Below are 21,545 nucleotides of genomic sequence, written 5' to 3' on the forward strand. Positions count from 1 at the left end.
GCCACGCCAAGGACTTGCCATCGCCACCACTCTGGCCATACTCTGCGCCATGCCCACTCTCTCGCATGCCGTCACCGAGAGCGAGCCGCTCCCCATGGTTTTCGAGCCCGCGCCCGAGCCGGCCGAACGCCCCAACAGCGTGCCGGCCGTGTCGCTGCGACTCGCGCGCGGCTGCACGCTGTACCTGCCATCGATCGAAGATGCGCGCAGCAACAAGGCCAATGCCGGCAACCTCACCGTGATGCTGCCGACGGTGCATGCCACGCCCCGGTCCGTGCAGTCGCTGCGCAGCGGCGATGCCACCGGATGGACGCGCGGCGCGCTGCAGTCGACGAGCCGCTACGGGTTCCAGACAGTGCTGGGCGCACCGCCCGCGAGCGCCGGTGCCAGGCAGGTGACTGCGGACGTGGCCCTGCGCCTGGCCCACGCGTGGTCGGTCGATCTGAACCTGGTTTCGCACGTCGTGCTCAAGGTGAACTACCGCCTGCCCGGCGGCGAGACTGTCTTGCGCCAGTACCACGGCATGGGGACGCGCACCAACTGGGCCAGCGCCAATGGCGAGTTCATGTCGGTGCTGAATCTCGGCCTCGAAGAGGCGGTGCGCGGCATGGCGAGCGATGCCGCCGCGCTCTGCGATGGCCTACCTTTGCCTGCGCCGGTGGTCGTGCCATGAAGAGCAGGCTGGAACTTCACCTGACCTGCGATGTGTCGCACGAATCGCAGATCCCGTTCTTTGTCGCGGTGTGCGAGCAGATCGGGCTGCGGCCGCTGCTGATCGACCATCACCGCGACAACGGCGGCGAGCGAAATCGGCAGCTCTCGGCTACCGCCTGGTTGCGCGCCGATCTCGAAGAAGCCAAGGCCGAAGCGATGGCGCTGGCGCAATGGCTGGCGCGGGCGGGCATGGCAGTGCTGGGCGTGAAGGTCGATGCGCCTGTGCAGGACGCCGACCAGCTCGACTGCGACGGCCAGTATTTCGAGTGGCGCGGCAAGCTGCGCCAGCAACAGTGCGACATGTCTGCGCTGCAGCAGCTGTGCGAGGCGCACGGCGCGCAGTTGTCGCGAGACAGCCTGCGTGAGGAAGCCTGCACCTGCTTCGTGACGCTGCGCAGCTGCGAATCCCTGGAGGAATTCACGTCGCGCGTATCGGCCGTGACCGGACAGCTCGAGCGCGACGGCTGGCCGGTGCTGAAGCAGGACTCGGAAATCTGCCTGCTCGACAGCCGCGAATTGCCCCGCAACTGCAGCTGCAATGGCAACTGCACCTAGAGCTAGAGCCTGAGCCCGCTGAACTCCATCTTCATCCACTCGATGAACGCCCGCGTGCGCGCGGGCAGCAGCCGCGCATTGGGATAGATCACGCTCACCGGCCGCGGCGGCGGCTCGAAGTCTTCCAGCACCAGCTTCAGCCGTCCCTGGGCCACGTGCGGCATCACCTGGTACGAGAAGAAGGTGCCGAAGCCCATGCCCGCCGCGCACGACTCGATGGCCGGCGCGAGGTGATTGAACTCCAGGCGGTTGTTCGGCGTGACGCTGATCGTCTTGCCGCCTTCGTGGAACAGCCACTGCGCCGGCGCGTCGACGCGGCCTCGCACGCAGGGCGCGCCGTTCAGGTCGCGCGGATGCGTTGGCGTGCCGTGCCGCGCCAGGTAGTCGGGGCTCACGGCCACCACGCGGCGGATGGTGCCCAGCGTCTGCGCCACCAGCGACGAATCTTCCAGCGGGCTGATGCGAATGCCCACGTCGATGCCTTCTTCGAGCAGGTTCACGGTGCGGTCGTACAGCCGCACGCTGCAGCGCACTTTTTCGTAGCGCTGCATGAAGCGCACGATGGCCGGCGCCACGTACATGTGGCCGAAGAGCACCGGCGCGGTGATGGTGAGCTGGCCCGCCGGCTCGCGCGCCTCGGCCTTCAGCGCGAGGTCGGCGGCGTCGGCTGCGAGCAGCACCTCGCGTGCGCTCGACAGGTAGTGGCGGCCTTCCTCGGTGAGCGAAAGGCGGCGCGTGGTGCGGTGGAACAGGCGCACGCCCAGGTGCGCCTCCAGCGCGGCGAGCGAGCGCACCACCGCGGGCAGCGAGGTGCCGAGCGCCTCGGCGGCGCGGGTCAGGCTGCCCTGGTCGGCAATCTGCACGAAGGTCTGCATGGCCTTGAAACGATCCATGGGGGCGATTAAACCGGAAAACGCAGCAGTCAAATACAGGAATGGCTATTCATTCATTCGGCGCAAGAGAGAAGAATCGGGGCACCGTCCCAGCCATCTCGAAAAAGGAACGCCTCCATGAACGCCGCAGCCGCCAATCGCCCCGCCCAGCCCATCAAGCTCTACGGCACCACGCTCTCCGGCCACGTGCATCGCGTGCGGCTGTTCCTCACGATGCTCGGCCTGCCCTTCGAGAACGTCGAGATCGACATGCGCAAGCGCGACAACCGCGCGCCGGAGTTCCTGGCGCGCAACCCCTTCGGCCAGGTGCCGGTGATCGAGGACGGCGACCTTACGCTGGCCGACTCCAACGCCATCCTGGTCTACCTCAACGAGCGTTATGCGTCCGACCCCGCGCGCTGGATGCCGCGCGATGCCGTCGGTGCGGCGCGCGTGCAGCGCTGGTTCTCGGTGGCGGCGGGGCCGCTGGCGTACGGCCCGGCGGCCGCGCGGATCATGGCGCTGTTCGGCCACACCACCGACCCGACGGAGACCGTCAAGCGCTCGCATGCGTTGCTCTCGGTGATGGAGATGCACCTGCAGCAGCAGCCCTTCCTTGCCGGTCCCGCTGCGACGCTGGCCGACATCGCGAACTACGCCTATGTGGCGCATGCGCCCGAAGGTAGCGTGGCGCTCGATACCTACCCGAACGTGCGCGGCTGGCTCGAGCGCGTGGAAGCCTTGCCGGGCTTCGTACCAATGGTGCGCACGCCCATCGGGCTTGCGGCGGCCGCATGATCGCCGCGCCGTTCCACGCGGGCGAGCGGGCGTTGCAGGCCCTGGCGGGCTCGCGCGAGCAGATGGAGGTGGCCGGGCCGCGCGTCATTCGCGACTACATGCCCGACCAGCACCGCGAGTTCTTCGGGCTGCTGCCGTTCCTCGTGGTCGGCAGCCTCGATGCGGAGCTGCAGCCCTGGGCCAGCGTGCTCGCGGCACCTGCCGGCTTCGTGCACTCGCCAGATGCCACGCACCTGCGCGTCGATGCGCTGCCCGCGTCGGGCGATCCGCTCGTTGGCCAGTTGAAGCAGGGCGCCACACTGGGCCTGCTCGGCATCCAGCCGCATACGCGGCGGCGCAATCGCATGAACGGCACGGTCGAGGCGCGCGATGACGCGGGTTTCATGGTCGCGGTGCAGCAGAGCTTCGGCAACTGCCCGCGCTACATCCAGGCGCGCGAACCGGTGTTCGTTTCGCCGCGTGCCGATGCGGCGCCGCAGGCGCAATGGCTCGACAAGCTCGACCTGGCGGCGCATCGCCTTATCGGCAGTGCCGACACGTTGTTCATCGCCACCGCCTATCCGAACGAGGTCGCGGCGGGTGACGAGGCCGACGCGAGTTCGCACGGCGTCGATGTGTCGCACCGCGGCGGTCGCCCTGGCTTCGTGCGCATCGACGGCGACGACGTGCTCACCGTGCCGGACTTCAACGGCAACCGCTTCTTCAACACGCTCGGCAACCTGGCGGCGCATCCGCGCGCGGGGCTGCTGTTCGTCGACTTCGACAGCGGCGATTTGCTGCACGTAGCAGTCACGGCAGAGATCGTTTGGGACGGGCCCGAGGTGGCTGAATTCGAAGGCGCGGAGCGGCTGATGCGTTTCCATGTCACGCATGCACTGCGCCGTCCGGCGGCGTTGCCGCTGCGCTGGGGCGACGCGCAACTGTCGCCCCACCTGGCGGGCACGGGTCAGTGGAACACGGGAATGCGCCCGTTGACCGACGGCCGGTAGCTCCAGCTGCGCAGGCGCTGAGCATCGAGGTCGGGCGCGCGACGCAGCAGGGCGTCGAGGCTGGCCGCTGCCAGCGTGCATGCCAAGGCCTGGCCGGGACACGCATGCATGCCGTGGCCGAAGCCGAGCATGCGGCGACGGGCGCGCACGAGCATGAAGTTGTCGGGATTGGGGTTGAACACCGGGTCGCGATTGGCCGAGGCCAGCAGCACCAGCACCGTATCGCCTGAGGCCAGCGGTGTGCCGGCGATGGTGACGGCTTCGGCGGCAAAGCGCCGTGTGTTGTGCACTGACGGATCGTGCCGCGCGGTCTCCTCGACGATTGCCTGCAGGCCGTCGCGTGTACGGGTCGACGTGCGCAGCGAAGGCTCGCGCATCAACGCGATCAGGCTGTTGCCGACCAGGCCTGCCGTTGCATCGCAGGTCTGGGATAGCAGGCCAGCCACGTTCGCCAGCAGCGAGCGTGACAGCGTTGCGTCGCCCGCACTTTCGGCGAGCACGGCGGCGAGCAGCGTGCCGTGCCGTGGCGACTCGCCTGTCACCAGAACTTCAAAGCGCGTCATCAATTCGCCCGCCGCGGCGCTCGCACGCCGCAACTGCTCGGGCGTGGACAACGGCGACAGGCAGGCCACGAAGTCGCGCATCCACCGGTCCACCTGCGGCAGCGCGTCGTCGGCAAAACCGAGCAGGTGCGCGACTGCCTGCACGGGCATCGAGAACAGCGTGTCGGACAGCGGCTGCTGCTGCGGAACCCGCAGCGCTATCTGCAGGGCTGCCGCGTGCACCGCGTTCAGGTCGAGCCCGGCCAGTGCGCGTTGCAGAGCGGGCCGATGCGCCTGGTGCGCCACGCCGTCGTTCATGCGCACCAGATGGCCGAAAACCTCGCCGGCCGCACTGCCCACGATGGCGCGGGGCACCGGCTCGGCGGTCGGCCGCACGCGCAATGCACCGTACGCGAGCAGCACCTCTTCGATCACATCTGCGCGGCTCGCGACCCAGAGGCGCAGCTTCTCGTTCCAAGCGAGCGGCGGCCCGTCGCGAAGGGCGGCGTAGTACGGATAGGGATCGGCATGCGTGACGGCAGCGACCGGGTCGGCGGGCATCTCGGCGAGGGTGGGGCTGTTGCTTTCGTTCATGGCGTCAGTGTGCGATCGAAACCGCCGCCACACTTCGTCCGCGAACGAAGTGTCGGATGCTGCTCCGTCTTACGATGGGCGCATGGACACCACTGCTTCATCCGCCGATTTCCAGCTGGCCCGCCTGGCCGGCGCCATCGCCGAACCGGCGCGCGCCCGCATGCTGAGCTGCCTGATGGATGGCCACGCGCGCACTGCCACCGAGCTCGCCACCGTGGCCGAAGTGGCCGCATCGACCGCCAGCGCGCACCTCGCGCGTCTGAAGGACGAACGGCTGGTCGATCTGCTGGTGCAGGGCAAGCACCGCTACTTCCGCCTCGCCAACGACGACGTCGCCGCCGCGCTCGAAAGCCTGATGGTGGTGGCCGGCGCGCCGCGCACGCCAGAGTTCAAGCCGAACACGCCGAGCCGCCTGCGCAGCGCGCGCACCTGCTACGACCACATGGCGGGCACGGCGGGTGTCGCGCTGCACGACAGGCTGCATGCGCAGGGCTGGCTCAGCGGCCTGCAGAGCGGCTCGTACGAACTCACGTCCGAAGGCGCGATCGCGCTGGAGAGCCTGGGCGTGGAGGTCGATGCGGTGCGGCGCTCGCGCCGCCGCTTCGCCTGCGCCTGCCTCGACTGGAGCGAGCGCCGTCCGCACCTGGGCGGCGCGCTGGGCGCTGCATGGCTGCAGCTGTCGTTGCGCCGCGGATGGGTGCGGCAGGAGCTCGACGGGCGGGCGCTCACGCTCACGCCGAAGGCGCAGCGCGAAATGCCCGAGCTTTTCGCGTGATGCTTCGAGCGATCAGGCCTTCAGCTTGAGCAGATAGATCAGCGGCCCGGCCATCGCCGTATCGAGATCGAGGAAGCTCTCGAAGTCCTTGCCCGCCATCCAGTACGCGTCCCAGTTGTTGCGCTTGATGGTCTTCTGCCAGACATCGGCCGTGGTGGCGCGGCGCACGGCTTCGAGCAGCACGGCCTTGCGCTCGGCCGGGACCTTCTTGCCGGTGAGCACGCCGCGCCAGTTGGCGAGGTCGGCGTCCACGCCCTGTTCGCGCACCGACGGAATGCCCAGGAACGGCCGCTTCGACGACACGCCGATGGCGCGCAGCTTGCCGCTGGCCAGGTGATCGCTGAATTCGCTGTAGCCCGAGATGCCGGCGGCCGCCTTGCCCGTTTCGAGCGCCTCGACCACCTGTGCGCCGCCGGGGTGCGGCAGGTAGACCAGAGCCCCCGCGTTGCCGGCCACACGCGCCAGCATGCCGGCGTACATGTGGTCCACGCCGCCGGCCGAGCCGCCCGCGATGACCGTCCTTGCAGCATCGGCGCGCAGCTGCGCAATCAGGTCCTTCGGGGTCTTGATGGGCGAGTCGGCCTTCACCGCCACCACTTCGTAGTCGCTGGTGAGCCGTGCCACCGGCGCGACCTGCGCCATCGTGACGGCGGGCTTCTGCAGCGCCACCGCGCCGACCATGACCATGCCGCTCATCAGCAGGGTGTCGGGGTCGGCGTCGTATTTCTCGACGTACTTCGCCAGGCCGATGGTGCCGCCCTTGCCGCCGATGTTCTCGTAGCTGATGTCGCCCACCGCGCCCGACGCGATCATCGCGGCGCCGAGGGCGCGGCCGGTCTGGTCCCAGCCGCCGCCTTCATTGGCGGGAATGACGATGCGCAGCTTGGTGGCGAGCTGCGGTTCGGCCGCGCCGGCCATCGTGGGCCAGAGCGCTGCGGGCATTGCGCCCGCGGCAGCGGTCGATGCGATCCATGCCGCAAGGCTGCGGCGAGAGAGGCCGGTCGGCACGAAATGCGACATTTTGTTTCCAGTTCCCTGTAAAAGTAACCGGATGATGTCCGAAAAACGTGTCAATCCCTTGCCTTCGTGGCCTAGGGAAAACCCGCAGGAGCGGACGCTCTCAGGCTTTCAGCTTGAGCAGATAGATCAGCGGGCCGGCCATTGCGGTGTCGGTTTCGAGGAAATTCTCGAAATCCTTGCCCTCCATCCAGAAGGGGTCCCAGTTGTTCTGTTTGATGGCTTTTTGCCACACATCGGTGGCGGTGGCGCGCCGCACCACCGTCAGCAGCGCCGCCTTGCGGTACGGCGGCACCTTGCGGCCGGTGAGCACGCCGCGCCAGTTGGCAAGGTCGGCTTCCACGCCCTGCTCGCGCACCGAGGCGATGCCCTGGAACGGCCGCTTGGACGACACGCCGATGGCGCGCAGCTTGCCGCTGGCCAGGCCCTCGCTGAACTCGCTGTAGCCGGAGATGCCGGCTGCGGCCTTGCCGGTTGCCAGCGCCTCGACCACTTCCGCGCCGCCGGGGTGCGCCTGGTAGACCAGCGACTGCGAAGCGTCGGCCACGCGCGCCAGCATGCCTGCGTACATGTGGTCCACGCCGCCGGCCGAGCCGCCCGCGATGACGGTGTTGGCTGCATCGGCGCGCAGCTGTGCAATCAGGTCCTTGGGGGTCTTGATGGGCGAATCGGCCTTCACCGCCACCACCTCGTAGTCGCTGGTGAGGCGGGCGATCGGCGCCATGTTGGCCATCGTCACGGCGGGCTTCTGCAGCGCGACCGCGCCGACCATGACCATGCCGCTCATCAGCAGGGTGTCGGGGTCGGCATCGTATTTCTCGACGTACTTCGCCAGTCCGATGGTGCCGCCCTTGCCGCCGATGTTCTCGTACACCACGCTGCCGACCGCGCCTGACGCCAGCATCGCGGCGCCGAGCGCGCGCCCGGTCTGGTCCCAGCCGCCGCCTTCATTGGCGGGAATCACGATGCGCAGCTTGCTGCTCACGGGTGCATCGGCGGCGGAGGCGGTGCGCGGCCACAGTGCGGCATGTCCTGCGCCGGCAGCTGCGGCCGAGGCCGCGATCCATGCAGAGAAGCTGCGGCGGGAGAGGGGAACGGAACGCGACTGGGTCATCTTCTTTCCGGTTGCTGTGGGGTAAACCGGATGATGTCCGCGAAACGGCGCAATCCCGCGCGGTGGCGGGCAGGACAAACCCTGAGGGCCCGACCTCTGTCGGGGCCCTCCGGAAGCCCTTCTTCTTACTGGAACGCCACCTCGGCAAAGCTGCGCAGCTTGCGGCTGTGCAGCCGCGTCGAGCCCTCTTCGCGCAGGATCTCGATGGCCCGCATGCCGATGCGCAGGTGCTGCTCCACGCGCTCGCGGTAGAAGTGGTTGGCCATGCCGGGCAGCTTGATCTCGCCGTGCAGCGGCTTGTCGCTCACGCACAGCAGGGTGCCGTAGGGCACGCGAAACCGGAAGCCGTTGGCCGCGATGGTCGCGCTTTCCATGTCGAGCGCCACGGCGCGGCTCTGGCTGAAGCGGCGCTGCGGCTGGTTGCCGGGCAGCAGTTCCCAGTTGCGGTTGTCGGTGCTGGCCACGGTGCCGGTGCGCATGATCTTCTTCAGGTCGGGGCCCTCGTAGCGCGTGACGTCGGCCACGGCCTTCTCCAGTGCGAGCTGGATTTCCGACAGCGCCGGAATCGGCACCCACAGCGGCAGCTCTTCGTCGAGCACGTGGTCTTCGCGCACGTAGGCGTGGGCCAGCACGTAGTCGCCAAGCTGCTGCGTGTTGCGCAGGCCGGCGCAGTGGCCCAGCATCATCCACGCATGCGGGCGCAGCACCGCGACGTGGTCGGTGATGGTCTTGGCATTGGCCGGGCCGACGCCGATGTTGACCATGGTGGTGCCGCTGCAATCCTCGCGCACCAGGTGGTAGGCCGGCATCTGCGGCAGGCGCGGCGGGGCGGTGCCCTGGCTGCCGTCGAGCAGGTGGCCGTAGGTGGCGCTCGAACCTGCAGCAAGCCCGCGCCGGCGCGTGACCACGTTGCCGGGCTCGATGAAGGCGACGTACTCGCTGTTCTCGTCGGCCATGGCCTCGTGGCCCAGGCGCACGAACTCGTCGATGTAGAACTGGTAGTTGGTGAACAGCACGAAGTTCTGGAACCACTCGGGCGCGGTGCCTGAGTAGTGGCGCAGGCGGTGCAGCGAGTAGTCCACCCGCGCGGCCGTGAAGAGCGACAGCGGCTGCGCCTCGCCGTCGCGCGCCTCGTAGGTGCCGTTGGCGATGCCGTCGTCCATCACGCCCAGGTCGGGCAGGTCGAACACGTCGCGCATGAGGGCGCGGCGCTCGGCGCTCATGGTGCCTTCGATGTGGTCGTTCTCGGCAAAGGAGAAGTGGATGGGAATGGGCTGTGTGCTGGTGCCTACCTCGAGCTCGACCTGATGGTTTTCGAGCAGCAGGCGGAACTGGTCGAGGTAATAGCGCGAGAACAAATCGGGCCGCGTCAGCGTGGTCTCGTAGCGGCCCGGGCCGGCAACGAAGCCGTAGCTCAGGCCGGCGTTGGCCGGCGGCGTGTGGCGCGAGACGGTGTGCGTGTGCACCCGCACGAAGGGGTAGCAGGCCCGCACCCGGCCCGGCAGCGCCTCGCCGGCAACGAAGCGCAGCATCGATTCGCGCAGATGGGCGAGGCCGCCCTGGTAGATGGCCTTGACCTGTTCGAGTGCAGCGGCGGCATCGGTGAAGCGGGCGGGAGCGACAAAGGTGGGCATGTAGGGCATGACGGCATTGTGCAATGCGGCCGCCGCTTCAGCCGGGGGGAGTCATGCCAGCAGGCAGGCGAGCACTTTCGTGAGCATGTCTTCCACATCGGTGGCCTGCACCGCGCCGGGCAATGCCACATCGCCATGCATCACGAACACCGGCTTGCCCCACTTGAGCCCCAGCGCCATTTCCGACAGCGTGCCCATGTTGCCGCCGATGGCGACCAGGCACACGCCGCTGCGCGCGACGATGCCGTTGCGCATCTCGCCCATGCCGGTCGGAATGGCCACGCTGAGCCATTCGTTGGCGTTGCGGTCGTCGTCCTCGGGCAGGATGCCCACGACGATGCCGCCGGCCTCCACGGCCCCGCGCGAAGCCGCGGCCATCACGCCGCCGCGCCCGCCGCAGACCACGGACATGCCCGCGCCGGCCAGCGCATGCGCCACCGCGTGGGCGGCCTCGCATTCGGCCGGGCCGCCGTCGCCCGGGCCGATGATGGCCACGGGCTGGCGGTAGCGCTCGGGCCCCCGCTGCTTTTGCGCGAGGCGCGTCAGCGCCTCAGTGACTGGCGCCGACAGCACCACGCTCGCGCCTTCGCGTAAAGACATCGCCCACTCCCATCACGATCACACACACAACCATCAGCACCAGCGACAAGGCCGCCGCCACCGCGAAATCGGAACCGCCGTCGCCCACCTGCGCGAGCAGCATCAGCGGCAGGATGTTCAGCTGCGTGCCCACCAATGCCAGCGCCGTGCCGTAGGTGCCCATCGCGATCGCGGCCACCATGCAGGCGTTCGACAGCACCGAGGGCATCACCTCGGGCACCACCGTGTCCCAGAAGGCACGCGCTTTCGAAGCGCCCAAGGTGCGCGCCGCCTGCGCCGGGCGCAGGTCGAGGTTGGCGAACACCGGGTACAGCGACAGCGCCACGCGCGGAATCAGGTAGTAGGCATAGGCGAAGCCCAGGCCCGACACGCTGTAGATCCAGCTGCCGATGGCGGCCGGGTCACCGCCGAGGCCCGCGAGCAGCTGCGTCACGAAGCCCGCGCGGCCGAAGGCCAGGATGAAGCCGTAGGCAATCACCAGCCCCGAGAAGGCCAGCGGCAAGCCCAGCAGGGTCATCATCCATTGGCGTCGGCCTTCGGGCTGGCGTGCCAGTTCGATGGCGATGCAGGTGCCCACCAGCGCCGAGATCGCGCCCGCCGCGAGGCCGAGGCCCAACGTATTGCGCAGCGCGCCCAGGAACAGCGGGTTGCCGAACAGCCGCCCGAAGGCGCTGCCGCCCTCGGCGAAGGCTTCGGGCAGCAGCGCCGCCAGCGGCACCGCGAAGAAAAGCGCCATGAAGGCCCATGCGGGCCAGGCGCCAAAGCGTCGCATCACGGCCTGCTTACTTGCCCAGCGCGGCCTGCGCCCAGAGCTTGTCGACTTCGGCCTTGCGCTCCGAGGCTTTCACCACGTCGAGCGGCTTGATCTGCGGCGCGGCCGGCATCTTGGCCGCCACGTCGGCACTCAGCGGCGTACCCGGCACGGCGGGCCGCACGAAGCCCTGCGCGAACAGCGACTGGCCCGCCTCGCTCATGATGAAGTTGAGCCACAACTTGCCGGCGTTCGGGTTCGGGCCGTTCTTCACGAGGCTGATGGCGTACGGTGCGGCCACGCTGGCTTCCTTGGGAATCACGACTTCCACCGCATCGCCCATGCCATCGACGTGCTTGGCCTTGAGGCCGTCGTTCTCGTAGCTGATCCACACCGGGATCTCGCCTTTCAGGAACTTGGCGTACGGCGTCGTGCCTTCCACGCGCAGCACATTGCCGGCCGAATGCAGCTTGCCGAGGTAGTCGGTGCCGGGCTGCACGTTGTCGACGCTTCCGCCGTTGGCGTAGGCCGCTGCAAAGGTCAGTACCTGGCCGATGCCGGTGGAGCGCGGGTCGAGGTAAACCACCGTGCTCTTGAACTCGGGCTTGAGCAGGTCGGCCCAGCCGGTGGGCACGGTCTTCACCAGCTTCTTGTTGACCAGGAAAGCGATGTTGAGCGTGTGGATGGTGAACCAGCGGCCCTCGGCCTCGCGGAACACGGGCGGCAGCTTGTCGAAGTTGACGGGCTTGAAGGACGCGACCACGTCCTTCTTCGCGGCGTCGACGGCCGAGGCGGCGAAGTAGTAGGCGGTGTCGGCCTGCGGGCGGCGCTTGGTCTTTTCGAGTGCGACCACGGTGGCGGCGGAGCCGATGTCGTTGTAGGTCAGCTCGATCTCGGGGTAGCGCTTCTTGAAGTCGCGGAACAGCGACTTCCAGTTGGCCCATTCGGGGCCGGTGTCGAAGGAGACGCACAGGCCTTCCTTCTGAGCCTCGGCGTACAGCGCCTTCTCGCCTGCGTAGAGCTCGGGGCCGTCGAAGGCGAAGGCGGTGCGTGCCGCGAGGGTTGCCAATGACAGTGCGGGCAGTGCGCCGGCGGCCTGGATCAGATGTCTGCGTTGCATGGTGGCTCCTTGAAGGAAAAGGTCAGTGGTCAAGTAAACGAAGGTGTTCGGGCGCGATGGCGATGGCCTCGGCAGCGGGCAGGGACGATTCGGCAAGGAATGGCTTGCCCGCACCCGGCACCTCGAAGTCGTAGCGCGTGAGCGCGCCCAGGTAGCGCTGCGCGCCGGTGCGGCCCGCGAGGCGGTTCACGGCGTCGGGCGCCGGGTCGGCTCGGATGTGTTCGGGGCGCACCAGCACGTGCAGCGCGGTGCCGAAGGGGCGGTGGCCGGTGTCGGCGAAGACTTCGGCAAAGCCCAGGTCCAGCCGGCCGGGCGAGGCCACCTTCGCGGGCAGGATCGTCGAGAGTCCGACGAACTCGGCCACCGCGCGGCTCGCGGGGTTTTCGTAGATCTCGCGCGGCGTGGCGATCTGCAGCAGCCGGCCGTCTTTCAGCATGGCCACGCGGTCGGCCATCACCAGCGCTTCTTCCTGGTCGTGCGTGACCAGCAGCGTGGTGGCGTTGAAGCGTTGCTGTATCGAGCGGATCTGGTCGCGCAGATGGCCGCGCACGCTGGCGTCGAGGGCCGACAGGGGCTCGTCGAGCAGCAGGGCGCGCGGGTCGATGGCCAGTGCGCGGGCAAGGGCCACACGCTGCTGCTGCCCGCCCGAGAGCTGTGCCACGGCGCGCTGCGAGAAGTCGCCCAGCCCCACGATGTCGAGCAGCTCCTGCGCGCGCTTGCGCCGCTCGGCCGTTGCCAGCTTGCGCAGCTTGAGCCCGTAGGCCACGTTGTCGAGCACGCTCAGGTGCGGAAAGAGCGCATAGCTCTGGAACACCATGCCGATGTGGCGCTGGTGCACCGGCGTGCGCGACATGTCTTCGCCGCCGAGCATGATGCGGCCGGTGTGGCCCGTCTCCAGGCCCGCCACCAGCTTGAGCAGCGTCGACTTGCCCGAGCCGCTGGGCCCGATCACCGCCACGAGCTCGCCCGTGCGTACGTCGAGCGACACGTCGTGCAGGCCGTGCGTGCTGCCGGGGTAGTTGTAGCTGACGTTGTCGAACAGAAGACTCATGTGCGCTGCTTTACAAGGGAAGAAGAAAGAAGCGCCGACGCGCTGGCCAACACAAGAAGAATCACCGTGGCCGCGCAGGCAAAGCCCGTGGCGCCGTAGAAGGCCTGCAGCAGCACCACCGGGTAGGTGCGGTTCTGGAAGCTCGTGAGCAGGTTCGACACGCCGAACTCGCCCACCGAAATGGCAGCGACCATCACCAGCCCGCTGATCAGGCTCTGCCGCAGGCTCGGCAGCACGATGCCGGTGAACTGCTGCCAGCCCGAGGCGCCGAGCGTGGCGGCCGCCTGTTCGAGCCGGCCGAGGTCGAGGTGGCGCAGGTCGGTGAGCAGCGTGTTGGTGAGGTAGGGCAGGGTCAGGATCGCGTGCGCCGCGATCAGCAGCGGCATCGAGCCCAGCCAGGGCGCGAGGTCGGTGTTGAACACGATCATGTAGCCGAAGGCCAGAGTGATCGCGGGCACCGCCACCGGCGTGGCGCTCACGATGCGCGCCGCCAGGCTGCCGCCGCGCCGCGCGCCGTGATACAGCGCATAGGCCAGCGGCAGCGCCAGCACGGTGTTGATGGCGCAGGCAGCCATTGCCACCACGAGGCTGCTCACGAAGGCCTTGCGAAAGGAGGTGTCGAGCCAGAGGTCGACATACCACTGCCCCGTGATGCCCGTGGGCAGCAGCGTGTTGGTCCAGTTGCCGCCCACGCTGCCGACCAGCAGCAGGGCGATGGGCAGCAGCAGGTACAGGCCGTAGATGAGCGAGATGCCGCGGATCAAGGTTGTCTCCAATGTCATGGACACCCGGCATACTTTCCGGATGCGCTACTGTCCGCGCCGAGCATGCCGCCGCGTTGCCTCGAATTCTAGAAACCGCATGCGTACTTATGGGTGAAAGTTGGATGACGACACTTGAGCAATCGGAAAGCGTTTTTCATGCAGCTTTCACGAAGCGGAGCCATGCATGAAGCGCGACTGCCCCACCATCCAGGAGCTGCTGGCCTTCGACGCCGTGGCGCGCCACCAGAGCATCACGCTGGCGGCCGGCGCCCTGTGCATCACCGTGAGCGCTGTCAGCAAGCAGATCGCGGGGCTGGAGACCTTCCTCGGCCGCGAGCTGCTGCAGAAGAATGGGCGCGGCGTGCAGCTCACGCCGCAGGGGCGCGTGTACTGGCAGAAGATCTCGGGCGGCCTGCGCGCCATAGAAACCGCGACTTTCGAGGCGCGCTCGGGCGATGCGGGCGCCGGGCTGCTCACGCTGGCGAGCGTGCCCACCTTCCTTACCAAGTGGCTGATTCCGCGCCTGCCCGCCTTCAGCCAGAAGAGCCGCCACGTGATGCTGAGCTTCAGCCGCCACCTGGAGCCGAGCGACGGCATTCCGGCGGGCGTGGACGCCGCGATCCGATACGGCCCCGACGGCTGGCCCGGCGTGGTGTCCGAATACATCGCGGGGCGCGAGTTCGTGCTGATCGTGGCGCGCTCGCTGGTCGAGGGGCGGCACCGCATCGCGCAGCCCGCCGACATCGTCGGCCACACGCTGCTGCATCACGAAGGCGCGCCCAGCGCCTGGCGCCAATGGGCCGCGCAGCACGGCGTGCCCGAAGTGCAGATCGTGGCCGGTCCGCGCTTCGCGCAGTATTCGGCGCTGATACAGGCGGCGCTCAACGGGCTGGGCATCGGCCTCGTGCCGAAGCTGCTGGTGCAGGAAGAACTCGCCGAAGGCTCGCTGCTGAGCCCCTGCGGCACGCCGGTGAGCGTGAATCAGGGGCACTACCTCTGCTATCGGCCCGACCGGCTCGACCTGCCGGCCTTCGCGGCGTTTCGCGAATGGCTGCTGGACGAAGGTCTGAAATCGCGCGGCGTGGAGACCGAGGCATGATCGCCGCGACAACCAAGGAATCGAACCGATGAAAGTCGCAGTCATGGGCGCCGGCGCAGTCGGCTGCTACTACGGAGCCATGCTGGCGCGTGCCGGGCATGAGGTGGTGCTGGTCGGTCGGCCTTCGCACGTAGAGGCCGTCAACGCCAAGGGGCTCCGGCTGGAGACCAAGGCCTTCGACGAATTCGTGAAGGTGGCTGCGAGCACCGAAGCCGATGCGGTGCAGGGCGCAGACCTCGTGCTGTTCTGCGTGAAGTCGACCGACAGCGAAGCGGCCGCCGCGCAGATCAAGCCGCATCTCGCGCCCGGCGCACTGGTGCTCACCTTGCAGAACGGCGTCGACAACGACGAGCGCGTGCGCTCGGTGCTGCCGGCGAACGAGGTTGCCGCGGCGGTCGTCTACGTGGCGACCGAGATGGCGGGGCCGGGTCATGTGAGGCACCACGGGCGCGGCGAACTGGTGATCGCGCCCTCGCGCATGAGCGAGCAGGTCGCGCAGCACCTCGTTGCCGCCGGCGTGCCTACGCAGATCTCGGGCAACGTGCGCGGCTCGCTGTGGGCCAAGCTGATCCTCAACTGCGCCTACAACGCGCTCTCGGCCATCACGCAGCTGCCCTACGGTGTGCTCGTGAAGGGCACAGGCGTGACCGACATGATCCGCGACGTGGTGGCCGAGTGCCTCGCGGTTGCGAAGGCCGAAGGCGTCGTGGTGCCAGGCGACACCGACGCCGCCGTGCGCGGCATCGCGCAGAGCATGCCCTCGCAGTATTCGTCGACCGCGCAAGACCTCGCGCGCGGCAAGCTCAGCGAGATCGACCACCTCAACGGGCTGGTCGTACGGCGCGGCGAGGCGCTGGGCGTGCCCACGCCGGCCAACCGCGTGCTGTTCGTGATGGTGAAGCTGCTCGAGGGCAAGCAGCAGGCGGTGCGCGCCTAGCCGGGCATCGGCTCGCGCATCGTCACGAACTCTTCAGCGGCCGTCGGGTGAATGCCCACGGTGCTGTCGAAGATCGCCTTCGTCGCACCCGCACGCATCGCCACCGCGAAGCCCTGCACCACTTCGCCCGCGTCCGCGCCCACCATGTGCAGGCCCACCACGCGGTCGCTCGCCTTGTCCACGATCAGCTTCATGAACGTGCGCTCGCTGCGGCCCGACAGCGTGTGGCGCAGCGACTTGAATTCGCTCGAGAACACCGTCACCTCGCCGAACTTCGCACGCGCGTCGAGTTCGCTGTAGCCGCAGGTGCCGATGTTCGGGTGCGTGAACACGGCAGTGGGAATGAATTCGTAGTCGAGCCGGCGCTTGCCTTTGCCGAAGAGCTCGTCGACCACCACCATCGCCTCGGCCAGTGCCACCGGCGTGAGCTGCACGCGCGTGGACACGTCGCCCACCGCGTAGATCGACGGCACCGAGCTGCGGTAGTGCGCATCGACCGCGATCGCGCCGCGCTCGTCGAGCTTCACGCCCGCTGCTTCGAGGCCGAGCCCCTGCGTGTTGGGCACGCGGCCGGTGGCAAAGAGCACCGTGTCGGCCTCGATCTGCTGGCCGCGCGCCAGCGTGACCGTGAGTCCGTGCGGCCCGCGCGTGACCGAGGCGGCTTCGCAGTTCAGCCGGATGTCGACGCCGGCCTTGCCCATCTCGTTCGCCAGGAACTGCCGCACGTCGTCGTCGAAGCCAGTGAGCAGGTGCGCGCGGCGGTGCAGCTGCGTGACCTTGGCGTCCAGCCCGTTGAAGATCGATGCGAATTCGCAGGCGATGTAGCCGCCGCCCACCACCAGCAGGCGCTTGGGAAACGGGTCGAGGTCGAACATTGCGTCGGAGGTCACGATGTGCTCGCGGCCCGGAATGTCGGGCACGAAGGGCGTGCCGCCGGTGGCCACCAGCAGGTGGCGCGCGGTGTGGCGCCGGCCGTCGATTTCCACCGTGTGGGCATCGACCAGCTGCGCCCATCCGGTGACGAGCGTGACGCCCGAGTTCTTCAGCAGCGAGGCATAGATGCCGTTGAGCCGCGTGATCTCTTTTGCGCGCTGCGCCTTCAGGTGCGCCCAGTCGAACTGCGGCGCCCCGTGCAGCTTCCAGCCGTAGCCCGCGGCTTCCTCGAAGGACTCGGCATAACCGGCCGCGTAGCTGTAGAGCTTCTTGGGAATGCAGCCCACGTTGACGCAGGTGCCGCCGAGCTCGGCGGCCTCGGCGATGGCGACGCGGGCACCGGTGTGCGCCGCCATGCGAGCGGCGCGAACGCCCCCGCTGCCGCCGCCGATGACGAAGAGATCGAAGTCGAATGTGGGCATGAAAGGCTTGCTCCTTGGCCGCCGACTGTAGCGGCGGGGCGAAGGCAGCGCTTTCAGCGGGGCTTGCGCAGGGGCGTTCTCAGCGCGAGTCCGGCGAGGTCCAGAGCTTGCGCGGATCGTCGCTGCGCTGGCCTTGCGGCTGCGGTTGGGGTGCGATGCCGCGCTGCTGCTGAAGCGCGCGCAGCTGGGCCTCCTGCGCCTGGCGCATTGCGTTCTGCTGGGCCTGCTGTTGGGCCTGCACCTGCTGCTGCGCCTGCGCGGCGCGCAACTGCATTTCCTGTTGCTGGCGGAGCATCTGTTGCTGGGCCAAGGCCTGCTGCTGGGCCGCGCGCTGTTGCTGGAGCTGCATCTGCTGCATTTGCTGTTGTTGAAGCAACTGTTGCTGCTGCTGGGCTTGGGCTTGTGCGGCACGCTGCTGCATTTCCTGCTGTTGACGCAGCGCCTGTTGCTGCTGTTGCTGTTGCCAGCGCTCCTGCTCGCCGCGCTGGCGCCAGTCTTGTTGCGCCCGCCAATCCTGCTGTTGGCGCCATTCCTGTTGCTGACGCCCGCCCTGCTGGCGCTGCCATTCCATCTGCTGTTGTTGCTGCAGTTGCTGCTGTTGTTGAATCTGTGCGGCCTGCGCCGCGCGCTGCTGCATCAACTGCTGCTGTTGCGCCTGCTGGAACTGGACCTGCTGTTGCTGCCGCGCCATCAGCGCCGCCGCCGGCGGCATCACGGCAGCGGGCCGGCCGAAGCCGCCGCCGAAGCCGTTGATGGCGATGCCCGGCGTGGGCGCCACCGGCCCGCGCGAGAAGCGGTCGTCCGGCAGCCGCACCAGGTCACGCCGCCCGAAGCTGCCGCGGCCGAAGCGGTCGGCGGGCAGCACGGTCACGGCGCCCGGCATCTGCTGGTTGGCATAGAAGTCGTTGCGGGCCTGCCGGTTGTAGATGGCCATGCGGTTCACCTGGTCCACATAGCGCTGGCTCGCGTGGTAGCCAGGGCGCCATTGCTCGCCCGGGGCCAGCGGGAACCAGCCCACGCCGTTGCGGCCGTTGCCGATCTGCACGCCAGCATTGGCACCGCCACCCACGAAGCCCACCAGCGCGGGCGAATACACCGGCCGCCCGTTCGGACGCCCCGGCACCCAGCCCCAGCGCGGACCCACGCGAGCCCAACGGCCGTAGTGGAAGGGCGCGAAGCCCCACGGCGCGGCGTCGACCCAGGTCAGCCCCCAAGGCGCGACATTGACCCACTGGCCGTCGCGGTACGGCGCCCAGTCGGCATCGACGTTGCGCGGGAACCAGACGTCGCCATAGGTGGCGTCGCTTTGCCAGTCGCCGTAGTTGTCGAGCTGCTGGTAGCCGACCACCTCGCGCGACACATAGCGCGCGGAGACCGACTGGTCTTCGAGGCGGTTGCGCTCGGCCACCCAGGCTTCAAAACCGCCGGTCTGCTGCGGCGCCCCGCCCACGGCCGAAAGGTCGCGGCCCGACACGGTGAGCTGCTGCCGCGCGCCCAGCGATTGAGATTGGCCGTTGTCGCCGTAGAGCGTGACGCGGCCCGAGGCCACCGCCACCCAGGTGGTGCCGGCGGCCGGATCGGATGCGATGCGGTATTCGCCCGGCTCGTCGATCACCACCGCGAGATTGCCGGTGTCGACCTCGACGCGCTGGCCCGCCAGCTCGTCGCGCACGCGCAGCTGGAGGTTGCCCTGGTTCGAGGTGATGCGCGCCGTGTCGTCGTCGAGTTCGGAAAACTCCGCATGCGTCTGCCCGTCGAGCCGCAGTGCCGCCGAGCCGATGTACAGCTCGGCCCGCGCGTTGCGGTCGGTCCAGAGGCGGTCACCGGTGGTGATGGGGCGGTTGGGCTGCGCGTCGTACCAGCTGTCTTCGCCGGCAGGCGCGAAGCTCACCGTGCCCTGCTGGAAGTTGAGGCGGGCGACGCGGCCCGGCGGGTCTTGCTGCGCGCTGGCCGCGAGGCCGACGCACAGCAGCGCCAGGCCGAGCAGCCATCGGCGCGGGGCGGAAAGCATGGAAAGGGCGGGTTGGCTCATGGCGTTGTTCTCTGATCCTCGGGACGATGCGAAAGCGCTGTGTTTGTAACGCGCGAGAATCCGCTGCCGCTGTCACCGCCTGCCCACTGCTTGGTGAAGCGCGCGTGCATTCGGCAACCGGCTGTAAGGAGGGATACCCATGAAAAACCAGAAAAACGCATGCCCCACGAGCGTCGCGCGCTCCCGAAACAATAGCGTGACTGCGCTGTGCCTCGTGGCCGCGGCGGTAACTCTTGCGGCCATTCCCGCGACCGCCATTGCCCAACTGGCGCGCAAGCCGTCTTACTACCAGCAGCAGAACCAGCCGCAGCCTGAAGGCCCGGCCGCGCAGCTCGTGCCGCGCCCTTCGGTGCCGTCGTCGCTGCCCGCGCTGCGCAGCCAGGGCGACTTCGACCAGATGGCGCGCGTCTATGACGCCGGCACGCCCATGCAGCTCGCACACGTTCTGTTCGCCATCGACCGGCAGGCCAGGCCGGCGCGCATGTACTACATCGACACGCCGCGCTACCAGCTGCACGTGCGCTTCCTTCGCGATACCCGGCTGGTGCCGAGCACCGCCAAGCGCGAGATCGACCGCAACTACCTCGTGCCCGACCGCCGCTTCCTGTTCGGCACGCTGAGCTGGCAGCAGAACATCGGCACCTTCACCTACGAGTTCTGGGAGGGCGACCGGCTCACCGCGGCGCTGCTGCGGCAGGCCGACGAGCAGGTCAAGGCCAGCTTCTTCGCGCCCGTGAAGTTCAAGACCAACTCCACGCTGCACGAGCGCGTGGCGAAGGAAGCCGGCATCGACTCCGTGAGCCAGGAGGCGCTGATCCGCGAGCAGCCTTTTCTGCCGATGAACCTGGGCACCGCCACCGGCCGCGTGCGCATCGTGGATGATGAATCGGGCATCAACGCGCTGCTGCCCGACGACATCGCCGTGCTGCGCCAGGTGCCGATCAGCCTGCCGCCGGTGGCGGGCGTGCTGACCGAGCGGCCCTCGACTGCGCTCTCGCACGTCAACCTGCTGGCCAAGGGCTGGGGCATTCCGAACGCCTATGTGCGCGACGCCGCCACGGTGCTGAAGGCGCACGCGGGCCAATGGGTCGCGTTGAAGGTGGCTGCCTCGGGCTACCAGGTGCGCCGCCTCACGCCTGAAGAGATCGCGGCGCTGCCACCGCGCGCCGTGCGCACAGCGTCCACCGGCGCCACGCCCGGCAGCGCGCGCGCCGTCAAGCCCGACCTGCGCGAAACCCGCCTGCTGCCGCTGGCGTCACTGCGTGCGCGCAACAACGCGCAGTGCGGCACCAAGGCCGCGAACCTCGGCGCCATGCTGGCCGCGCACATTCCGGGCACCTCGGTGCCCGACGGCTTCTGCGTTCCGTTCGCGCACTACGACCGCTTCATGCGCGCCAACGGCCTGGCCGAGCGCATCGCGCGCATGCAGCGACAGCCCGGCTTCGCGAGCGATCCGAAGATTCGCCAGAAGGCGCTGGCGCAGTTGCGCGACGAGATCGTGCAATGGCCCGTCGATGCCGCCACCGCGGCGGCATGGCGTGCCGCGTGGCAGTCGCAGCTGGGCGGTGGCGGCGTGTTCGTGCGCAGCTCGTCCAACTCCGAAGACCTGCCCGGCTTCAGCGGCGCGGGGCTCTACACCACGGTGCCCAACGTCAAGACCGGCGACGCGCTCGAAGTTGCGGTGAAGAAGGTCTGGGCCTCGGTCTTCAACCCCGAAGCCTGGGAAGCCCGCAGCGCCGCGGGCTTCGGCGCAGAGTCGGTACTGATGGGCGTGTTCGTGCAGACCGCCATCGACTCGACCAACGCCGGCGTGATGATCACGCGCGACCCCTTCGACGCGGGGCATCCGCACGTCACCTACATCTCGGCCAAGCGCGGCATCGGCATCCGCGTGGTCGAGGGGCAGCGCGTGGCGGAGCAGGTGATGTATTCGAGCTGGTCGAAGGCCATCCAGGTGCTGAGCCGCTCGGCCGAAGAAACCTCGTTGCAGCTCGACAAGGAAGGCGGCGTGAAGGAAGTGCCGGTGGAAGCTGGACGCAACGTGCTGACGGATGAGCTGGTGGTGCGCCTGGCGAACGTGGGCGCTGCGGTGAAGCGCACGTTCAACGCGGTCGATCAGGACATCGAGTGGGCCACCGTGGGCGATCGCATCGTGTTGCTGCAGGCTCGGCCGTATGTGGAGCGGCGGCGCTGAGCCAGCGTCGCGCAGGCTCTGGTCGCCGCCGCCCACCG

Annotated in this window: 20 protein-coding genes; 8 read left to right on the plus strand and 12 right to left on the minus strand. The window is 68.7% G+C overall.

Going from position 1 to position 21,545, the window contains the following annotated elements; genetic code table 11:
- Positions 1-49 precede the first annotated feature (49 nt).
- Positions 50-673, plus strand: coding sequence for a hypothetical protein (locus BLV60_RS28565; protein ID WP_256216967.1), 624 nt, complete (start codon positions 50-52; stop codon positions 671-673).
- The gene (locus tag BLV60_RS28570) at positions 670-1,269 is read left to right on the plus strand and encodes a hypothetical protein (protein WP_256329620.1); all 600 of its coding nucleotides are present in this window, start codon (positions 670-672) and stop codon (positions 1,267-1,269) included. Before BLV60_RS28565 ends, BLV60_RS28570 begins: the two co-directional genes overlap by 4 nt.
- 2 nt (positions 1,270-1,271) lie before the next feature.
- On the opposite strand, the gene BLV60_RS28575 is transcribed toward BLV60_RS28570, so the two are convergent.
- Positions 1,272-2,162, minus strand: coding sequence for a LysR family transcriptional regulator (locus BLV60_RS28575; RefSeq protein ID WP_093058682.1), 891 nt, complete (start codon positions 2,160-2,162; stop codon positions 1,272-1,274).
- A 117-nt stretch (positions 2,163-2,279) separates the two neighbouring features.
- On the opposite strand from BLV60_RS28575, the gene BLV60_RS28580 reads away from it, so the two are divergent.
- Both BLV60_RS28580 and BLV60_RS28585 read left to right on the plus strand, forming a co-directional pair.
- A complete protein-coding gene (locus BLV60_RS28580; RefSeq protein ID WP_093058683.1) occupies positions 2,280-2,939 on the plus strand; it encodes a glutathione S-transferase family protein in 660 nt (219 codons plus the stop codon).
- Entirely contained in the window at positions 2,936-3,928 is a 993-nt protein-coding gene (locus BLV60_RS28585) for a pyridoxamine 5'-phosphate oxidase family protein (protein ID WP_093058684.1), read from the plus strand. Before BLV60_RS28580 ends, BLV60_RS28585 begins: the two co-directional genes overlap by 4 nt.
- Here BLV60_RS28585 and BLV60_RS28590 read toward each other — a convergent pair.
- Positions 3,886-5,064: a cytochrome P450 gene (locus tag BLV60_RS28590; RefSeq protein WP_256329621.1), complete on the minus strand. Its 1,179-nt coding sequence runs from the start codon at positions 5,062-5,064 to the stop codon at positions 3,886-3,888. The genes BLV60_RS28585 and BLV60_RS28590 overlap by 43 nt on opposite strands.
- Before the next feature lie 82 nt (positions 5,065-5,146).
- Between BLV60_RS28590 and BLV60_RS28595 the strand changes: the two genes are divergently transcribed.
- Positions 5,147-5,839 (plus strand): ArsR/SmtB family transcription factor, encoded by a 693-nt coding sequence (locus BLV60_RS28595; RefSeq protein ID WP_093058685.1) that lies wholly within the window; start codon positions 5,147-5,149, stop codon positions 5,837-5,839.
- Between the two features lie 12 nt (positions 5,840-5,851).
- On the opposite strand, the gene BLV60_RS28600 is transcribed toward BLV60_RS28595, so the two are convergent.
- The 8 genes from BLV60_RS28600 to BLV60_RS28635 form a co-directional block, all read right to left on the minus strand.
- Positions 5,852-6,859, minus strand: coding sequence for a Bug family tripartite tricarboxylate transporter substrate binding protein (locus tag BLV60_RS28600; RefSeq protein ID WP_093058686.1), 1,008 nt, complete (start codon positions 6,857-6,859; stop codon positions 5,852-5,854).
- A gap of 100 nt (positions 6,860-6,959) precedes the next feature.
- Positions 6,960-7,970, minus strand: coding sequence for a Bug family tripartite tricarboxylate transporter substrate binding protein (locus BLV60_RS28605; protein ID WP_176928987.1), 1,011 nt, complete (start codon positions 7,968-7,970; stop codon positions 6,960-6,962).
- Positions 7,971-8,095: 125 nt separating this feature from the next.
- Entirely contained in the window at positions 8,096-9,613 is a 1,518-nt protein-coding gene (locus BLV60_RS28610; protein WP_093058687.1) for an AMP nucleosidase, read from the minus strand.
- 42 nt (positions 9,614-9,655) lie between these two features.
- Positions 9,656-10,204, minus strand: a complete 549-nt coding sequence (locus tag BLV60_RS28615) for a TIGR00725 family protein (RefSeq protein ID WP_093058688.1) — start codon at positions 10,202-10,204, stop codon at positions 9,656-9,658.
- A complete protein-coding gene (locus tag BLV60_RS28620) occupies positions 10,155-10,976 on the minus strand; it encodes an ABC transporter permease (RefSeq protein ID WP_093058689.1) in 822 nt (273 codons plus the stop codon). The genes BLV60_RS28615 and BLV60_RS28620 overlap by 50 nt, the downstream gene beginning before the upstream one ends.
- Before the next feature lie 10 nt (positions 10,977-10,986).
- Entirely contained in the window at positions 10,987-12,075 is a 1,089-nt protein-coding gene (locus BLV60_RS28625; protein WP_093058690.1) for an extracellular solute-binding protein, read from the minus strand.
- A 22-nt stretch (positions 12,076-12,097) separates the two neighbouring features.
- The gene (locus BLV60_RS28630) at positions 12,098-13,126 is read right to left on the minus strand and encodes an ABC transporter ATP-binding protein (RefSeq protein WP_093058691.1); all 1,029 of its coding nucleotides are present in this window, start codon (positions 13,124-13,126) and stop codon (positions 12,098-12,100) included.
- Positions 13,123-13,908 (minus strand): ABC transporter permease, encoded by a 786-nt coding sequence (locus BLV60_RS28635; RefSeq protein ID WP_093058692.1) that lies wholly within the window; start codon positions 13,906-13,908, stop codon positions 13,123-13,125. The genes BLV60_RS28630 and BLV60_RS28635 overlap by 4 nt, the downstream gene beginning before the upstream one ends.
- A gap of 166 nt (positions 13,909-14,074) precedes the next feature.
- Here BLV60_RS28635 and BLV60_RS28640 point away from each other — a divergent pair, with 166 nt between their 5' ends.
- The gene (locus BLV60_RS28640) at positions 14,075-14,989 is read left to right on the plus strand and encodes a LysR substrate-binding domain-containing protein (protein WP_093058693.1); all 915 of its coding nucleotides are present in this window, start codon (positions 14,075-14,077) and stop codon (positions 14,987-14,989) included.
- A 28-nt stretch (positions 14,990-15,017) separates the two neighbouring features.
- On the plus strand, positions 15,018-15,926 hold the full coding sequence (locus BLV60_RS28645) for a ketopantoate reductase family protein (protein WP_093058694.1): 909 nt from the start codon (positions 15,018-15,020) through the stop codon (positions 15,924-15,926).
- Here BLV60_RS28645 and gorA read toward each other — a convergent pair.
- Positions 15,923-17,281 (minus strand): glutathione-disulfide reductase, encoded by a 1,359-nt coding sequence (gene gorA, locus BLV60_RS28650; RefSeq protein WP_093058695.1) that lies wholly within the window; start codon positions 17,279-17,281, stop codon positions 15,923-15,925. The two genes, BLV60_RS28645 and gorA, sit on opposite strands and share 4 nt — an antisense overlap.
- Before the next feature lie 79 nt (positions 17,282-17,360).
- On the minus strand, positions 17,361-19,313 hold the full coding sequence (locus BLV60_RS28655) for a DUF6600 domain-containing protein (RefSeq protein WP_093058696.1): 1,953 nt from the start codon (positions 19,311-19,313) through the stop codon (positions 17,361-17,363).
- Positions 19,314-19,452: 139 nt separating this feature from the next.
- Here BLV60_RS28655 and BLV60_RS28660 point away from each other — a divergent pair, with 139 nt between their 5' ends.
- Positions 19,453-21,507 (plus strand): PEP/pyruvate-binding domain-containing protein, encoded by a 2,055-nt coding sequence (locus tag BLV60_RS28660; protein WP_093058697.1) that lies wholly within the window; start codon positions 19,453-19,455, stop codon positions 21,505-21,507.
- Positions 21,508-21,545 lie beyond the last annotated feature (38 nt).

The organism is Variovorax sp. YR634, from assembly GCF_900106655.1.
GTDB lineage: Bacteria > Pseudomonadota > Gammaproteobacteria > Burkholderiales > Burkholderiaceae_C > Variovorax.

What these genes read in the sequence shown, in the direction of transcription:
- BLV60_RS28585 (WP_093058684.1), top strand. Translation starts at nt 2,936, where the DNA reads ATGATCGCCGCGCCGTTCCACGCGGGCGAGCGGGCGTTGCAGGCCCTG.
- BLV60_RS28610 (WP_093058687.1), bottom strand. Translation starts at nt 9,613, where the DNA reads ATGCCCTACATGCCCACCTTTGTCGCTCCCGCCCGCTTCACCGATGCC.
- BLV60_RS28660 (WP_093058697.1), top strand. Translation starts at nt 19,453, where the DNA reads ATGAAAAACCAGAAAAACGCATGCCCCACGAGCGTCGCGCGCTCCCGA.
- BLV60_RS28570 (WP_256329620.1), top strand. Translation starts at nt 670, where the DNA reads ATGAAGAGCAGGCTGGAACTTCACCTGACCTGCGATGTGTCGCACGAA.
- BLV60_RS28620 (WP_093058689.1), bottom strand. Translation starts at nt 10,976, where the DNA reads ATGCGACGCTTTGGCGCCTGGCCCGCATGGGCCTTCATGGCGCTTTTC.
- BLV60_RS28575 (WP_093058682.1), bottom strand. Translation starts at nt 2,162, where the DNA reads ATGGATCGTTTCAAGGCCATGCAGACCTTCGTGCAGATTGCCGACCAG.
- BLV60_RS28625 (WP_093058690.1), bottom strand. Translation starts at nt 12,075, where the DNA reads ATGCAACGCAGACATCTGATCCAGGCCGCCGGCGCACTGCCCGCACTG.
- BLV60_RS28600 (WP_093058686.1), bottom strand. Translation starts at nt 6,859, where the DNA reads ATGTCGCATTTCGTGCCGACCGGCCTCTCTCGCCGCAGCCTTGCGGCA.
- BLV60_RS28630 (WP_093058691.1), bottom strand. Translation starts at nt 13,126, where the DNA reads ATGAGTCTTCTGTTCGACAACGTCAGCTACAACTACCCCGGCAGCACG.
- BLV60_RS28640 (WP_093058693.1), top strand. Translation starts at nt 14,075, where the DNA reads ATGAAGCGCGACTGCCCCACCATCCAGGAGCTGCTGGCCTTCGACGCC.
- BLV60_RS28565 (WP_256216967.1), top strand. Translation starts at nt 50, where the DNA reads ATGCCCACTCTCTCGCATGCCGTCACCGAGAGCGAGCCGCTCCCCATG.
- gorA (WP_093058695.1), bottom strand. Translation starts at nt 17,281, where the DNA reads ATGCCCACATTCGACTTCGATCTCTTCGTCATCGGCGGCGGCAGCGGG.
- BLV60_RS28615 (WP_093058688.1), bottom strand. Translation starts at nt 10,204, where the DNA reads ATGTCTTTACGCGAAGGCGCGAGCGTGGTGCTGTCGGCGCCAGTCACT.
- BLV60_RS28590 (WP_256329621.1), bottom strand. Translation starts at nt 5,064, where the DNA reads ATGAACGAAAGCAACAGCCCCACCCTCGCCGAGATGCCCGCCGACCCG.
- BLV60_RS28635 (WP_093058692.1), bottom strand. Translation starts at nt 13,908, where the DNA reads ATGACATTGGAGACAACCTTGATCCGCGGCATCTCGCTCATCTACGGC.
- BLV60_RS28655 (WP_093058696.1), bottom strand. Translation starts at nt 19,313, where the DNA reads ATGAGCCAACCCGCCCTTTCCATGCTTTCCGCCCCGCGCCGATGGCTG.
- BLV60_RS28580 (WP_093058683.1), top strand. Translation starts at nt 2,280, where the DNA reads ATGAACGCCGCAGCCGCCAATCGCCCCGCCCAGCCCATCAAGCTCTAC.
- BLV60_RS28595 (WP_093058685.1), top strand. Translation starts at nt 5,147, where the DNA reads ATGGACACCACTGCTTCATCCGCCGATTTCCAGCTGGCCCGCCTGGCC.
- BLV60_RS28605 (WP_176928987.1), bottom strand. Translation starts at nt 7,970, where the DNA reads ATGACCCAGTCGCGTTCCGTTCCCCTCTCCCGCCGCAGCTTCTCTGCA.
- BLV60_RS28645 (WP_093058694.1), top strand. Translation starts at nt 15,018, where the DNA reads ATGAAAGTCGCAGTCATGGGCGCCGGCGCAGTCGGCTGCTACTACGGA.